General features: G+C 30.2%; 16 protein-coding genes. 2 read left to right on the forward strand and 14 right to left on the reverse strand.

The features are described from left to right. Positions 1 to 50: 50 nt before the first annotated feature. Both L988_RS07285 and L988_RS07290 read right to left on the reverse strand, forming a co-directional pair. Entirely contained in the window at positions 51 to 1121 is a 1071-nt protein-coding gene (locus L988_RS07285) for a hypothetical protein (RefSeq protein WP_047382972.1), read from the reverse strand. Positions 1122 to 1377: 256 nt separating this feature from the next. Further along, on the reverse strand, positions 1378 to 2559 hold the full coding sequence (locus tag L988_RS07290) for an ROK family protein (protein ID WP_047382974.1): 1182 nt from the start codon (positions 2557 to 2559) through the stop codon (positions 1378 to 1380). 310 nt (positions 2560 to 2869) lie between these two features. Between L988_RS07290 and L988_RS07295 the strand changes: the two genes are divergently transcribed. Continuing rightward, complete coding sequence (locus L988_RS07295; protein ID WP_047382977.1) at positions 2870 to 3145, forward strand: co-chaperone GroES family protein; 276 nt, start codon at positions 2870 to 2872, stop codon at positions 3143 to 3145. A 33-nt stretch (positions 3146 to 3178) separates the two neighbouring features. Here the strand turns inward: L988_RS07295 and pcp are convergent, their stop codons facing one another. The 11 genes from pcp to secA are packed head-to-tail and all read right to left on the reverse strand — an operon-like array spanning position 3179 to position 14325. Next, complete coding sequence (gene pcp / locus L988_RS07300; protein ID WP_047382978.1) at positions 3179 to 3820, reverse strand: pyroglutamyl-peptidase I; 642 nt, start codon at positions 3818 to 3820, stop codon at positions 3179 to 3181. 16 nt (positions 3821 to 3836) lie between these two features. Further along, positions 3837 to 4754: a DUF979 domain-containing protein gene (locus tag L988_RS07305; RefSeq protein WP_366089585.1), complete on the reverse strand. Its 918-nt coding sequence runs from the start codon at positions 4752 to 4754 to the stop codon at positions 3837 to 3839. 12 nt (positions 4755 to 4766) lie between these two features. After that, positions 4767 to 5429, reverse strand: a complete 663-nt coding sequence (locus L988_RS07310; protein ID WP_047382980.1) for a DUF969 domain-containing protein — start codon at positions 5427 to 5429, stop codon at positions 4767 to 4769. Beyond that, entirely contained in the window at positions 5426 to 6307 is an 882-nt protein-coding gene (gene hslO / locus L988_RS07315) for an Hsp33 family molecular chaperone HslO (protein WP_047382982.1), read from the reverse strand. The genes L988_RS07310 and hslO overlap by 4 nt, the downstream gene beginning before the upstream one ends. A gap of 12 nt (positions 6308 to 6319) precedes the next feature. After that, entirely contained in the window at positions 6320 to 6817 is a 498-nt protein-coding gene (locus tag L988_RS07320; RefSeq protein ID WP_047382984.1) for a helix-hairpin-helix domain-containing protein, read from the reverse strand. A 19-nt stretch (positions 6818 to 6836) separates the two neighbouring features. Continuing rightward, positions 6837 to 8228: a coproporphyrinogen III oxidase gene (locus L988_RS07325; RefSeq protein ID WP_047382986.1), complete on the reverse strand. Its 1392-nt coding sequence runs from the start codon at positions 8226 to 8228 to the stop codon at positions 6837 to 6839. A gap of 16 nt (positions 8229 to 8244) precedes the next feature. After that, positions 8245 to 9048, reverse strand: a complete 804-nt coding sequence (locus tag L988_RS07330; protein WP_047382987.1) for an undecaprenyl-diphosphate phosphatase — start codon at positions 9046 to 9048, stop codon at positions 8245 to 8247. Positions 9049 to 9059: 11 nt separating this feature from the next. Then, positions 9060 to 10055: an ADP-glyceromanno-heptose 6-epimerase gene (gene rfaD / locus L988_RS07335; protein ID WP_047382989.1), complete on the reverse strand. Its 996-nt coding sequence runs from the start codon at positions 10053 to 10055 to the stop codon at positions 9060 to 9062. Positions 10056 to 10059: 4 nt separating this feature from the next. After that, positions 10060 to 10902, reverse strand: a complete 843-nt coding sequence (locus L988_RS07340) for a PHP domain-containing protein (protein ID WP_047382991.1) — start codon at positions 10900 to 10902, stop codon at positions 10060 to 10062. A gap of 55 nt (positions 10903 to 10957) precedes the next feature. After that, positions 10958 to 11695, reverse strand: coding sequence for a membrane lipoprotein lipid attachment site-containing protein (locus L988_RS07345; protein ID WP_047382993.1), 738 nt, complete (start codon positions 11693 to 11695; stop codon positions 10958 to 10960). Positions 11696 to 11703: 8 nt separating this feature from the next. Next, positions 11704 to 14325, reverse strand: a complete 2622-nt coding sequence (secA, locus tag L988_RS07350; RefSeq protein WP_047382995.1) for a preprotein translocase subunit SecA — start codon at positions 14323 to 14325, stop codon at positions 11704 to 11706. Between the two features lie 185 nt (positions 14326 to 14510). Here secA and L988_RS07355 point away from each other — a divergent pair, with 185 nt between their 5' ends. Next, positions 14511 to 15530: a YeiH family protein gene (locus L988_RS07355; RefSeq protein ID WP_156110649.1), complete on the forward strand. Its 1020-nt coding sequence runs from the start codon at positions 14511 to 14513 to the stop codon at positions 15528 to 15530. A 25-nt stretch (positions 15531 to 15555) separates the two neighbouring features. Here the strand turns inward: L988_RS07355 and gmhB are convergent, their stop codons facing one another. Then, a complete protein-coding gene (gene gmhB / locus L988_RS07360; protein WP_047382998.1) occupies positions 15556 to 16101 on the reverse strand; it encodes a D-glycero-beta-D-manno-heptose 1,7-bisphosphate 7-phosphatase in 546 nt (181 codons plus the stop codon). Positions 16102 to 16216 lie beyond the last annotated feature (115 nt).

Raw genomic sequence — 16216 nt, forward strand, 5'->3', positions numbered from 1 at the left:
GGACAAATAAAAACCCCTTGATTTTCAAGGGGTTTTTATTATATATCTTACTAGAATGTTACTTTCATAGCTGCGTATGCAACTGGTTGCCATCTCCAATCAGATGCAGAACTTTGAGCTGTATTATCCCAGTTTCTGTACTCTGCTCCAGCTCCTCCATTTATTGAGAAGTTTTCAGTTACTTTATACTCAAGATCTAATGTTAATAAAGTATATAAACTATAATCATTTTTCTCTATTTTAACATCTTTTTCAACATATTTATCATATTGTCCAAATACATATGGATCATATCCACCCTCAAAGTTGAAGTCTAATGCATAATTATCGTTTGCATATAGAGCGAACTTTCTTCTTAAGTAGATTTCCCACTCTGGTTCAAATGCTTTATCTTTATTATTTGTTAAATCAGGATTTGTATGGAAGTCCTCTCCATAGAAGTTTTGATTTAGGTAAATTGTACCATCCCAAGTAAATCCTAACGGTAAGTTACCTGCATAATCAATGTCAGCTCCTACAGTATTTTTGTAGTTTCCTCCATTTTCTGAATCCATTGTATGTTTAAATTTAGGTGCGAATACTAAATCACTTAGTAATCCTCCTTCATTTTTGTAAACATTTAATCTTGCTTGGTACTCAAATGATTGCTTTTCATCTGTTGCATCCTTATATTCTACTCTTGAAGTGAATAGATCATTGTGCTTATAGTAAGCTCTTAATCTTGTTTCAGTTCCATCTTCATTATTTATATATTTTTCATCATTTCTTTCTAAAGAGTTATAGTCTCTTATTCTTCCTTCAATTGAAAACTTTTCAGTTGCTGCAACACCAAATGTTGTTTCTAGTCTTGAGTATCTATTAGAACCGTTGTTCCATTTATCTTTTGAAGATTTTTTATCTCCATGCCCTTCAGTATCTCCATATGCTCTATATTCTAATCCTAAATATCCAGTTGGTCTGAATTCAGGTGTTAATTCTACTACTGCTACCTCTTCAACTACAGGTTCAGCTACAACTACTACCTCTTTTGATACCTCAACTGGAGCTACTACTACCTCTTTCGCTTGTACTGCAGTTCCTACAACAAGTAAAGATCCTAATAAAAGTGCTAATTTTTTCATAAAATCCCCTCCGATTTTAATTTATATTTTTAAAAAATTTATCAAGTAAAAAAAACTCGATTTCATTATATTCTTTATACAATATTTTTTTATTTTTGTAAATAAAATTTTTCTAAGTAAATTTTTTTATTTAACAATTTTTGCTATCTAAGCCTTGATTTTATAGGTTTTATTTGTTTTTAATCACAATTAAAAAAATTTTACTATTTAAAAATTTTTTTAAATAAAAAAGAGATAGGAATTCTATCTCTTCAAATTAATCTTCTAAGTTTTCTGTAAAATGATAATTATAAAATATATAATTTATTGGTAAAAATGATGCAATCAATTCTGACCTCTCAATTTTATCCTCTAATACAATTAAATTCTCATGTACTTCTCCTAATTGGAACTCTTGTAAATACATCTTTAAATAACTTAGAAACAGTGTACTTTTAAACACTCTTCCTGAAAGTAAAAAAGTGTCTAAAGGAAGTAAATTATTGTGATTAATCATTAAAATTGCTATATATTTTGCGACTTTTCTTAATGATTTACACTCCCTAATCTCTCCGCTTTCTGCTCTTTTTAAAAACTCATCTAAAGTCATATTTTTATACAAACTTTCTATTCGTGCTGAATAGTTATTTTCCTTTAAAATTTCTTCAAAAATATATTTTGGAGAAACCATTGTGTCAAAACATCCCTTTTTTTTACAAATTTCACAATAGATATCTGAATTAGGTTCAACTATAAAATGTCTTGTTCCCATTGATCTATAGTGCGTTATTGCTGGATTAACAAGTTTATTATCTATAATTATTGCAGAACCTCTTTTGTCTCCATACTTGATTAAAAAGAAATTTTTATATGATGGTTCTAAAAAAGCTTCGTATAAAGCCTGAGCTCTAATCTCAGTTTCAACAAAAACATATCCACAAAATCTTTCCATAATAGCTTTTTTCAAAGTTAAGAATCTATCCTCTTTAAACATATCTAAAGATTTTTTAACTATAAATTCATTGGTCATAACAATACCTACTCCCAATATTTTCTCTATAGACACCTTACTATTTTCTACAAAATTTTCTATATATTTTAATAAAGCTTTTAAATACTCTTCAAAATTTCCGTTATATCTGTTTTCAAATTCAAACTCACCAATGACTTTATTTTTTAAATTTGTTAATATTACTTTTGTTAAATTCTCTTCTATAAAGACACCAATCGAGAAAAATCTATCATAATTTATAATTAATAAATTTTTTTTTCTTCCGTTTTCATCAACATATTTTTTTTCTAAAAGTATATTATCCCCCAATAATTTTTTTGAAATTTTAGTTAAAGCTGCTGGAGAAACCATTATATTCTCAGCAATCTCTAACTTATTCGACCCTTCACGTTGATCTATAAATTTTAATAAATTCGTGATATTTTTATTTTGACTTTTAAAATCCATCCCCATCTCCTTAATTTTTATATTGACAAACCCTTCTTTTTCATGTATATTTTACCTTGTAAAAGATTTTTACTTAAAAACCAAATTTATTTTTAACTTAGTTGAATATAAATATGTGTTTTTATTTTATTATAACATATATTGATAATAAGGTGCTAAACTTATTATATAAATAACCAACAACCCTCCAGTTGAAGGTTAGAAATACCCGTGTGAAGAAGAGATGTTCCCGTCATCTCTTCTTTTTTATTGATTTTTTATTTTTTTTTAGCTACAATCTTAACAGACACAAATATTTTAGGAGGTAAAAATGAAAATAAAACCAATTGGAAAAAGAGTTCTAGCGGAAATCATCAATTTAGAAGAAAAAACTTCTACTGGTATAATTTTAATTCAAAATAATGAAGAAAAAAATTATAGAACTGGAACTATTATCTCTTTAAGTGATGACCTTGAAATTACTAAACAATTTAAAATTAATGACAAGATTATTTTCTCTAAAAAATCTGGTATAAAAATATCTCACTCATCATCAGAAAAAATGTTACTTGAACTCGATGAAATTTTAGGTATTATTGAGGAGTAAAAAAAGTCCCCACTATTGTAGGGGACTTTTTTATTAAAACTCTTTACCACCAGAAACTTTTACATCCACTTCATACTTTTTTAATGCTTTTACAGCACTCTCTAAAGCTTTCGTTATTGTTCCCACTTCCATATATGGCATATTTTTCTTATCTACAACTTGCTGAGTTATATAAGGAACATGTATAAATCCACCCTTTATATTTAAATTATTTTTAGAAATATAATAAAGTAATGAATACATTATGTGATTACAAACATAAGTTCCTGCTGTATTTGAAACCGATGCAGGAATATTTGCTGCTTTAATCTCTTCTACTATCCCTTTTATAGGAAGCGTTGCAAAATAAGCATTTTCACCATCCTCATAAACCGGCGTATCGATTGGTTGATATCCCTCATTATCAGGAATTCTTCCATCATCCATATTTATAGCAACTCTTTCAACAGACATATCATATCTACCACCAGCTTGTCCTATACACATAACTACATCGGGTTTATGCTCTTCTATTCCTGCAAAAAGTTTTTCTGCTGACTTTCTAAATACTGTTGGAATTTGAAGTTTTACTATTTCAATTCCATCAATCACATCTTGCATAGCATTTACTGCTTCCCAAGCTGGATTTATACTTTCTCCTCCAAAAGGATCAAAACCTGTAATTAAAACTTTCATAAAAACCTCCTAAATTTTAAAATGCTAATAAATACATAAGTATAATATGTATTAGTAAAAGAGGTACCGCCACAGCTATCTGCTTTAAAATAACTCCATTTTTATTTTTCATCTCTAAAATTGATGCTGGAACTATATTGAAATTAGCACCCATAGGTGTTAACAGAGTTCCGCAGAATCCTGCTGTAAGTCCTAACGCTCCAATTATTGCTGGATTTCCACCTTGAACTATAAGGAATGGATATCCTATTCCTGCTGTAATAACAGCAAAAGCAGCAAAACCATTTCCCATAATCATTGTGAATATAGCCATCGCTAAACAATATACTATAACTCCTGCTAAAATATCACCTTCAGTTACAAAACTTCCCATTATTGCAGCTATAACACTTCCCACTCCTGCTTTAGCAAAAACAGATCCTAAAGATCCTAAAAGTTGTGGTAAAATAACTGTTGGTCCCATTTGTTGTAAAATTCTACTTGAATCATAGGGAATATTTTTTAATTTCTCTTTTGTTACTAACATTGTAACTAAAAGAGCTACTAATGCCCCTAATCCAAGACCAATTAATCCACCTAAACTTGTAAACTGAGCAACAGCAAACGCTACAACCCCTATCAATCCAGCTGGAATAAATAATGTGTTACCTATTTTATGTGCTTGTTTTTCTCTAAACTCTTCACTACTTGTTGTAAATGTTGCAAGTGAAACTGACTTAGTTGCACTTAAAGCTCCCATTACTAAAAGTAATCCTCCTACTACTGCCGGACTTACATATGGTCCACCTATAAATAAGAATCCAAATATCATCCAAAATGCTGTCGATCCAAGTCTCTTTGGATTACTTTTATCTAAAAATGAATATACTCCACTAACTAATAAAATAACTCCGCAAAGTATATACATAAACTCTAATAACATTGTTGTATTCACTAAAATTTCCTCCTACTTTGCTCTTAATTTCTTAATTTTTCTATCTAGGTTATAATATTGAATATATGCTAATATCAATGTTATAATCGCTACTGGTATTGAAGCTTTAGCTACATCATAAGCTTCGACTTTTACTCCAAGTTCTTGTAATGTTCCAACTATTAGTAAAACACCCGAAGAAGCCACGAATACATTCTGACCAAAGAAGTTTGCATAGTTTTCCGATGCATTTGTGATTCCTTTTAGGTCCTCATCTAACTCTTCTGTTACAACTCCATCTTTTTCAATAGCTCCTTTTGCCATAGGATAGATTAATGGTCTAATAAATTGTACATGTCCACCTAATCTCATTGATAAAACTGCTGCCAACATTCTTACAGTTACATATATTGATAATACTTTACCTGCTGTAGCACCTTTCAATTTAGATATACAAATTGACGCTCTTTCTCTTAATCCATTTCTTTCTAAAATTCCAACTACAGAAAGTGTTAAAAGTAATAATGTCATGTATCTCGTTTGAATAAACGCTGTTCCTAATATATTTAAAACCTCAACAAAGTCAATTCCAGCAACTAATCCAGTTGCTATTCCAGCCATTAAAACAACAGCTATAGTATCTAGTTTGATTACAAACCCAACTAGAATAATTAATACCCCTATTAATTTAATCACAGTACTTCACCTAAATCCTCTCTTTTGAACGAGTATCTTTTTCCACAGAAGTGACACTCAGCTTCAACTTCTCCCTTTTCTTCTAATATCTCTTCTAATTGAGTTTTTCCTAAAGTTATAACTCCTCTATAGAATTTTTCTCTATCGCAGTTACAGTTATACTTTATCTCTTTATCTTCTAATATCTCATAATTCTCAATTAAAGTTTCTGGATTTTCATCGTTCATGTCATCATATAATAGATGTAGCATTGATTCTAAGTTCATTCCACCTCTAAATAACTCACTAACACTTCTAATTGCTCCAATTTTTCTTTCTAATTCAACTATAAAGCTTTCCTCTGCATCAGGTAGAAGTTGAATCATATATCCACCAGCTGATCTAACTGTAGTTTCGTTCTCTAAATCTACACCTAAAGCTATCACTGTTGGTGTTTGCTCTGAAGTTACAAAGTAGTAAGCTATATCATAAGCTATCTCCCCACTTGTTATTGTAGATATTCCCACGTATGGTTCTTTTAAACCTAAATCTTTTATTACGTTCAGTGTTCCTCTTCCTACTAAATTTTGAACATCTGGTTGTCCATTCTCTTTTGCTGGTAAATCAGCCTCAGGATTTGATACATAACCTTTTACTCCATCTTTATTTATTGTTGCTACCATCGTTGATAATGGTCCATCCGTCATTGTTCTAAGTGTTAATACATCCTCACCTTTCAATGTTGCACCCATCATAACTGAAGCTGATAAAAGTCTTCCAAAAGCTGAAATTGCTGTTGGACTACATTTATGAATATTTAAAGCCTCTTGAACAATATCCTTTGTATCTACAAGAACAAATCTTGCATTTTTACTTACTCCTCTTATTAATCTACTCATCCTTCTTCACCTCTAATAATCTATATAATCTTTTAATTCTTCATATCTTTTATCAGAAATAATCTTTTTCAATTCTAAATTATTTCTGAAAATACTATTCTCATGGTATTTTCTAATATTCTGTATCTCTTTTTTAGTAAAGCCATAATAATTCAATGTTTTATCATCTGCTTTATTTATATTAAATCTCTTCATTCTAAAGCCATTTGGTTCTTTAAATTTCAGTTTTAATTTCTCATAAGTTTTAGTCCCTATTCCTGAAATCTTTGTCATATCTGAAAGTTTTCTAAAACCACCTGTTATTTCTCTATACTCAATTATTTTATCTACATAGCTTTTAGATACGCCACTTTTTAACATCTCTCCTACAGTGGCGCTATTGATATCTAATAGTAAATTATTTGATTCTAAAGTACTTTTACTTTCTATAACTTTAAATTCGCTCTCTACTAGACTATAAGAAGTTAGAGAAAAAATTAACATTAAAATATACAAAAATATTTTTTTCATAAACACCTCTCTCAATATTTTATGAGAAAAACTCTATCTTTTTATTGTGTCTTAACTTCATTTCAGCTATATAAAGAGCTGGATCTTTTGGATTAACTAATCTTTCTATCTGATCATTATATTCTGTATCTTTGTGAATGGATTTACTAATTGCTCCTCCACCTAATCCCATAGTTTGTTGATTCTCTTCAATCATCTCTATATTAAATCTAGATTCTGTTCCAGGAATGCAATAACCTACATTTTCTCCCCAATCTAAACTATTTTTTTGACGATACATATAATAAGGTTCCATTCCTTTTTCTTTCACTAATTTCAGTATAGCACCCTCTACTATTTTTCTTTCAACCTCTGATTCTTCAAAGTTTTCTCGATAAAGTGGAGACCCTTTCTTCTTAGCTAAAGCATGAACAGTTAAATTTTCAATATCATATTTTTTTAGTTCTTCTAAAGTACTTAGTATATCTTCTATACTTTCATCCGGTAGTCCTAAAATTATATCCATATTCAAAATAAATCCTAACTCTTTTATATCTTTATAGACTTCATCAAAATGTGTCCTATCAAAAGTTCTATTTAATGCTTTTAAAGTTGACTCTTTAAAAGTTTGAGGATTCAAGCTAACTCTATCTACTCCATATTTTTTTAGAATATCAAGCTTCTCTCTTGTTATAGCGTCCTCTCTTCCAGCTTCAAAAGTAAACTCTTTCAAATTTGAAAGATCTATATGCTTGTGAACAGCCTCTAAAACTCTTATTGTATCCTCTGCCGTTAAGGTACTTGGAGTTCCTCCACCGATATATAACGATTCATATTTAAATCCTTTTTCTCTTGAAAGTTGACCCACAAGCTCTATCTCCTCTAAAAGAGTCTCTACAAACTTCACATAGAATCTACCTAAGCTACTATTTATTTCATAAGATGCAAACGAGCAATATCTACATTTTGATGGACAAAATGGAATCCCTATATACATATTCATAGCTTCTTTATTTAATAATTTCTCCTCTGTTTCAATTACTCTCATTAGTAAATCTATCTTTTCAAAACTAGCTAAATACATATTATTTAACAATTTTGAAACTCTATCTTTTGAAAATCCCATTTGAAGAAGTCTTCTTGTCATTTTTGTAGGTCTTACACCAATTAAACTACCCCAAGGATAGTTTTTATTATATGCTTTTAAAAGCCCACCTTTCAACATAATTAAAGCTTGATCCTCAATTATGCTTTCAAAGTTTTCCTCTTCAATAAAAGCCTCTTTTCCATCTATTTCAACTTTTACAAGAATTCTATTCTCTGAATAACTCACTTCACCTTTTATATCTTTTTCTACGCCCTCTGGTAGTAGAATTCTTACAAACTCCTCTACACTTTTTATACTTAGAGGAAAGTTAGTAACTATTGACACTTAAATACACCGCTTCCTATTTCATTAATAATAAAACTAATATTCCAATTATGATTCTATATATTCCAAAAACTTTAAATGTTCTCTTTTTTATATAACCCATAAACCAATTTATAACTACATACGCTACCACAAACGATACAATCGATCCAACTATTAATAGTTGCCACTCTAAAGATGTAAAATTAAGTCCATTCTTTAGTAACTTTAATAGTGTAGCTCCTGCCATTGTTGGGATTGCTAAAAAGAATGAATACTCTGCTGCTGCTGCTCTAGATACACCTAATAGTAAAGCTCCTACAATCGTTGCTCCAGAACGTGATGTTCCTGGAATCATAGCTAAACATTGGAAAAATCCTATTCCAAATGCTAATTTGTATGACATCTCTTTTATAGATGTTATATTTCCATTAAGTTGTTTTCTTTCAACTAAGATAAATATAATTCCATAAAGTATAAGCATACTCGCAACTACAGTTGTATTATCCATAAAAAATTCAGATATATAGTCATCTGCTAAAAGTCCAATAACTCCAGCAGGTAAAACTCCAACTATAATTTTACTCCACAATGATAACTTCCCTGTAAACTCCTCTTTTGTTTTTACAAAAGGTGTTAAATCTTTCCAGAAATAAGCTACAACTGATAAAATAGCTCCAAACTGAATTATAACTAAAAAGTTATCCATAAAACCTTTTGATACAAGAGGAGAGTTTATAAATCTCTCCACCAATATCATGTGACCAGTACTACTCACAGGAACAAACTCTGTCATCCCTTCAACAATTCCCAGTATAATAACTAGTAAAAATGGATTCATGTTGTTCCCTCCTATAAGTAGCTATCCTCTTTTTTAAGATACGTTACATAATCTGCAACTCCCTCTTCTAAAGAACAGAATTTCTTTGTATACCCTGCTGCTTTTAACTTATTCATCGAAGCTTCTGTGAAGTATTGATATCTTCCTCTTAAATCTTCTGGCATAGGAACAAACTCGATAACTTCCTCTGTTTTTAATTCAAAATTTCCGCTTGCATTCTTCATTGTTTCCATAGATAAATCATGGAAGCTTCTTGCTTCTCCAGTACCTATGTTGTAAACTCCTGAAGGTACTTCGTTAAACATACAGAAATATAGCATATCTACTACATCTTTTATGTAAACGAAATCTCTTAATTGCTCGCCATCTTTATATCCCTCTTTGTGAGACTTAAATAGTTTTACTCCACCATCTGTATTAAATTGATTAAATGTATGGAATACCATCGATGCCATTCTTCCTTTATGGTACTCTTGTGGTCCATAAACATTGAAGAACTTAGCTCCTATCCATTGCTTTGGTGCTTTTTCCTGTTTAAATGCCCAATCATCAAAGAACTTTTTTGAATATCCATATTTATTTAATGGCATCAGTTTTTTTAACTCTTCAGGTGTCCCCTCATCGCTATATCCTTGCTCTCCAGCTCCATAAGTTGCTGCCGATGATGCATACACGTATGTTATATCTCTTTCTGTACAGAAGTCCCATAACTTTTTAGAATACTCGTAGTTATTTTTCATTAAAAGATCTCCATCTCTTTCTGTAGTTGCAGAGATAGCTCCCATATGTAAAACTGCAGTTACTTTACTTGCATTCTCCTCTTTTTCTAACCAAGCAAAAAGTTCATCTCTATCACACCAGTCAGCATAATCTCTTTTTCTTAAATTTAGCCATTTTTCCTCTGTTCTTAATTTATCTACAGCTAATATATCATTTATTCCCATCTCATTTAGTTTCCAAATATAAGCACTTCCTATAAATCCAGCTGCTCCTGTTACTATAATCATCTCTTTAATCCTCCTTACATTTTCTTTCTAATAATCTCTTTATATCATCTTTAGATATTGAAGAATGAGCTATATCAACTCCTACTCTATTTCCACCATGGAAATCCGAGCCACCAACCATCAAAAGATTATTTTTATTTGCTAATTCTTTATAATATTTTGTTTCTTTTGGAGTATAAGAGCTATATTCTACTTCCAATCCATCTAATCCTGCTTCTATCAAAAGCTTTAAAATTTTTTCTATTTTTTCTTTTGATTCACATATTAAACTAGGATGAGCCAATGCCGAAACTCCTCCACATTTTTTTATCAGTTTAATTATTTCAAATGGGTTTGAGCTTTCTTTTTCTATATATGCAGCTCCTTTTCTTCCTAAATACTGCTTAAAAGCTTCACCTTTCGTATAAACAAATCCTTTTTTCATCATGACATTACATATATGTGCCCTACTTACTATTGCCCCTGTAGCTTCTTTTTCTATTTCATCCAATGTTATTTTCAAACCCAAAGAGTTTAATCTATTTACAATTTTTTCATTTCTATTAGTACGTGCTTTCTTTAACTCTATAAGTTTAGACGATAATTCCTCTGATTTTTCATCTAAAAGATAACCTAAAATATGTATTTCATATCCTTCATAAGAACATGAGAACTCTATTCCAGATACAAAATCTAAATCTAAACTTTTAGCTATTGCTCTAGCTTCAGACACACCTTCCATCGTATCATGATCCGTTATAGCTATTCCTGCCAAACCTATATATTTTGCTCTTTTTAATAACTCTTCTACTGTAAATGTTCCATCTGAATATGTTGTATGAGTGTGAAGATCATACCTTTTCTTCATAAAATCCTCCTACAAGTAAATATGGCCCCTTTATTTCTAAAGGCGCCATAATTTTTTAGTCATCCCACTTTTCTAACTTTGAAAAATACTCTGAATAAGCAAGGTATAATGCCTTTGCATTTATATTATTCTTCTCTATTTTTGTTTTCTCTGTCTTTTTATACATATCGTTCACTTCTATAATTCTTGGTGAAACTTCTACGAAATACCAAGTTTTTGAATCAAAGAATTCTCCTCTTTTTATAAACTTATTTAACAATTTTCTAAATCTTTTAATCTCTTTTTCTGTTAAATCATCTTTTTTAGAGAATGCAACGATTTCAGCCCACTCCTCTTTTGTAGCTACTTCATTAGCTATGTGATTAGAAGGGTTAGCCATTCTAATATATGATTGAGCTACCATGTACTTTGCTAATCCCGCTGGATCTTTAAAGTTTTCATCTTTTAAGTAATATTGTCTTGGAAGTTTTTTTACAGTCTTCTCTAAAATAGCATTAAATTGCTCTTGATCAGCTTCTGTTATATCTCCCTTTGTTTTTAACGAATCTAAAAACTTAACTTGCTTTTGATCTAATTTTTGATTTCTAGCTAAGAAACTTATTGGTTGATCAGCACCGTACCAATCTTCTAATTCTGCTTCTCCTACAATTACCTTTGTAAAAGTTTCTTCCCAGTTTTTCATAGCTACCGTATCAACTTTATACTTCTCTTGTAAACTAGTTTCATTTTTATTAACTGAACTACATGCTGTTAATGCAGTTAAAATTGTTATAAGAATTACAATTTTTTTCATTTTTCCTCCTAAACTCTTCCACAACATTTTCCGTAAATTTTTCCGCTTCCACAGTTACAAGGCGAATCAAATTCTAATTCTTCCCCTTCACCAGGACTTAAAACTTCATCTTCTGGATTTTTTACAACAACTTTAAACATATAAGATGTTGTCTCTGCTTTTATTGTAGAAAGCATTCTTGAATACATATCTCCAGATATAATTTTATATTCTACTAATGGATCTTTTTGTCCATAAGATCTTAAATATATTCCTTCTCTTAGAGCATCTAAGGCTTTTAAGTGTTCTCTCCATCTTGCGTCTACTACTTCAAATAGAACATACTTTTCTACTTTTCTCATAATTTCAGATGAAAGTTCATTTTCTTTAAGTTCATACTCTTTCGCAATATCTGTGTATAATTTTTCTGCATATTCCTCAACTGTTGAAGATTTATATTCTTCTAAATCTGTAATTTCATAACCATATTTTTCTAAAAGAGAATCTTTAACTCCTGCTATATCCCATTCATCTTTAAACTCTCCAACAAATCTTTCAACAATTATATCAGAAATACTTGATTTTAACATTCCTAATACAGTTTCTTTTAGATCATCTTTTTCAAGAGCTTCATTTCTACTAGCATATATAGCTTCTCTCTGTTTATTCATTACATCATCAAATTCAAGTAGATTTTTTCTGATTCCAAAGTTTCTAGACTCAACTTTTTTCTGAGCATTTTCTATCGCTTTGTTTATCATTTTATGTTGAATTGATTCCCCTTCTGGTAATCCTAATTTCTCCATAACTCCTTGAATTCTTTCAGAACCAAATAATCTCATTAAGTCATCCTCTAAGCATAGGTAAAATTCTGATGCTCCAGGGTCTCCCTGTCTTCCGGCTCTTCCTCTTAATTGGTTGTCTATTCTTCTAGATTCATGTCTTTCTGTACCAAGTATAAATAATCCACCCGCTTCAATTACTTTTCTTTTCTCCTCTTCACACTCAATTTTATATTTATCAAGTATTACAGGATATTCTGCAGCATCCCTAGCTCCAATTTCAGCAATTGCTCTAAATTCAGGATTTCCTCCTAGCATGATATCTGTTCCTCTACCTGCCATATTTGTAGCTATAGTAACTGCTCCATATCTACCAGCTTGAGCCACGATTTCAGCCTCTTTAGCATGTAACTTAGCATTAAGTACATTGTGAGGGATTCCTCTCTCTTTTAATAGGTCTGACAGCTCCTCTGAGCTCTTTATTGATACTGTTCCTACTAAAACTGGCTGCCCTTTTTTATAAAGTTCTTCAATTCTTGATATAATTGCATTAATTTTTTCCCTTTTTGTTTTATAAACTAAATCTGGGAAGTCAACTCTTTGAATTGGTCTATTTGTTGGAATTACAATTACCTCTAGTCCATACGTATGCATAAATTCTGCTGCTTCTGTTTCGGCAGTACCAGTCATTCCAGCTAATTTTTCATACATTCTAAAGTAGTTTTGAAGTGTTATTGAAGCCAATGTTTGATTTTCTCCTGCTACATTTACTCCCTCTTTAGCTTCTATTGCTTGATGAAGACCATCAGAGTATCTTCTACCTTCCATTGCTCTTCCAGTAAATTCATCTATTATAACAACTTCTCCTTCTCTGATTAAATAATCTCTATCTTTTATGAATAACTCTTTAGCTTTTAAAGCTTGATTCAGATAGTGAGTTAGTTCAACATGTTCAGGTGAATATAGGTTATCTATATTTAAAAGTTGTTCAACCTTCTTAATTCCTTTATCTGTTAAAACTATATTTCTAGCTTTTTCATCTACTTCATAATCTCCCCACTGTTCATCAGGGATATTCATCTCTTTTTTTGTTTTTGCATCTTTTATCTTTTCAGTTTCTACACTTCTATCAAGTCTAAAAGCAACCTGACAGAATATTGAATACCATTTTGTAGTTTCTGAAGCTGCACCTGATATAATTAACGGAGTTCTAGCTTCATCTATTAGGATAGAGTCAACTTCATCGACAATACAGAAATGTAAAGGTCTTTGAACTTTATCTTCCACTTTATTAACCATATTATCTCTCAGATAATCAAATCCAAATTCAGAATTTGTTCCATAAGTTATATCAGCTTCATACGCTGCTTTTCTTAGATGATTTTCCATTCCATTTACAATTACCCCTGAAGTCAATCCTAAGAAATCATAAACTCTTGCCATTAAATCTCTATCTCTTTGAGCAAGGTAATCATTTACAGTGATAACATGAACACCTTTTCCAGTTAAGGCATTTAAGTAAACCGGAGCTGTTGCAACTAATGTTTTTCCTTCTCCTGTTTTCATCTCTGTAATTTTTCCTTCGTGAAGAACGATTCCACCAACTAATTGAACATCATAGTGTCTCATTCCATGAACTCTTTTTGAAGCTTCTCTTACAACTGCAAATGCTTCAACTAAAAGGTTATCTAATACTTCCCCTTTTTCTAATCTTTCTCTAAATTCATAAGTTTTGCCCTTTAACTCATCATCTGAAAGTTTCTCAATCTCAGGTTCTAATGAGTTTATCATTGCTACTAATTTTTTAATTCTTTTAATCTCTCTGTCGTTTCTTGTACCAAAAATCTTCTTTAATAAATCTCCAAACATTCTTACGTCCTTCCTAGCTTTTTTGTACTTATTTGTTACTAAATATATTACCATAATTAGATTTATTAGTCAATTTATAGCCCCTTATTAAGATTTTTGAACCGCGATTCAAAAAAAGCTATTAAATTATACAAAAATATGTTATATTGTAAATAAAGTAACAATGTATTTTAGGAGGTTTTATTTTGAATAGTATTAAAAAGATTGTTCCTGGTTTATTACTTTGTATTTTTATTGCGCAGCTTGGACTTTTTCTTGGGAAATTTATCCCTAGCATTGGTGGAGCACCTCTTGCTATTTTTTTGGGATTAATTGCTGGAAACACTTTTGCAAAATCTAAAAAATTTGCACCTGGGTCTAAATTTTCAGAAAGTGATTTATTATCATATTCTATTGTTCTTTTGGGTGGAACATTAAGTATAAATACAATTTTACAATTAGGTTTTTCTGGGATATTTTTTATCCTTCTACAAATGGGATTAACTATTTTTTTAACTATGTTTATTGGAAAAAAATTAGGTTTTTCTAAACATTTTAGAGCTCTTATGGCAAGTGGAAATGCAGTTTGTGGATCTTCTGCTATCGGAGCAACTTCTCCTGTTATAAAGGCTGAAGAAAATGACAAAGGAATATCTATTACTATTGTTAATTTGACCGGTACTCTTCTAATGTTTGCATTAATACCTATAGCAAATTCATTATATAACTTTAATACTATAGAAACTTCTGCTCTTTTAGGTGGAATATTACAATCAGTTGGTCAAGTTATTGCTGCTGGAAGCATGGTTAATCACAATGTTCTTGAACTTGCAACAATTTTTAAGATTGTTCGAATTGTCTTTCTGGTTATCGTTGTTCTTTGGTTTTCAAAAGAGTTTAAAAACGAAGAGATTGAAAAAGATACAAAATTTGCTTTAGAAAATGAAGTTTACTCTAAAAAGAAAAAAAATATTTCAATACCTTGGTATATAATTGGATTTTTTATTCTTTGTATCCTATTTACCTTTGGATTAATTCCTGTAGAAATTTCCAAAATTTTTAAATTAATCTCATCAAAATTTGAAATTATAGCTTTGGCTGGAATAGGTATGAGAGTTAATATTTCTGAGCTTATAAAACAAGGGCCTAAAGCTTCTCTTTATGGACTCTTGGTAGGAACTAGTCAAATCTTCATAGCTATAATTCTAATTAAATTTTTTATATAAAAAAAACTGGAATTTTTCCAGTTTTTTATTTTATTAGCTTATATACATCTAAAAGATCTTGTGCTATTAAGTATTCACTTTCTACTTCTTTTTCTACTTTTTTTCCATATCCAGTTAAAATTAATATTGATTTTAATCCTGCATTTTTTCCTGCTTCTAAATCGCTTTTTTTATCTCCTATCATAAATGAATTTTTTACATCGATATTATATTTTTTTATTCCTTCTAATAACATTCCTGGATTTGGCTTTCTGCAATCACAAGATTTTTTATATTCTTCTAATCCCTTCTCAGGATGATGAGGGCAGTAGTAGCATTCCAAAATATCTATATCATATTCATTCAATTTTTTTACCATTTCACTATTTAAAGTTTTTAAATCTTCTTCAGTATAATATCCTCTTGCAATTCCAGATTGATTTGTTACAACTATAAATTCATACCCCAAGCTTTTTAATGCTTTTAATCCTTCTATCACATTTATTTCAAATTCAAAATCTTCCCATTTGTGTAAATATGATTTTTCTATATTTATAGTCCCATCTCTATCTAAAAATATAACTTTTCTCATTTTATAAACTCCTTTTTCTTTATATTATATCATTCAAAAAAGTTATTTCTACATAAAACTTACAAAAAATAAAAAAGATTGGCAACTTCCTATCCTCCCAGGGGGCTGCCCCCCA

The sequence above is a fragment of the Cetobacterium sp. ZWU0022 genome (assembly GCF_000800875.1).
Classification (GTDB): Bacteria; Fusobacteriota; Fusobacteriia; order Fusobacteriales; family Fusobacteriaceae; genus Cetobacterium_A.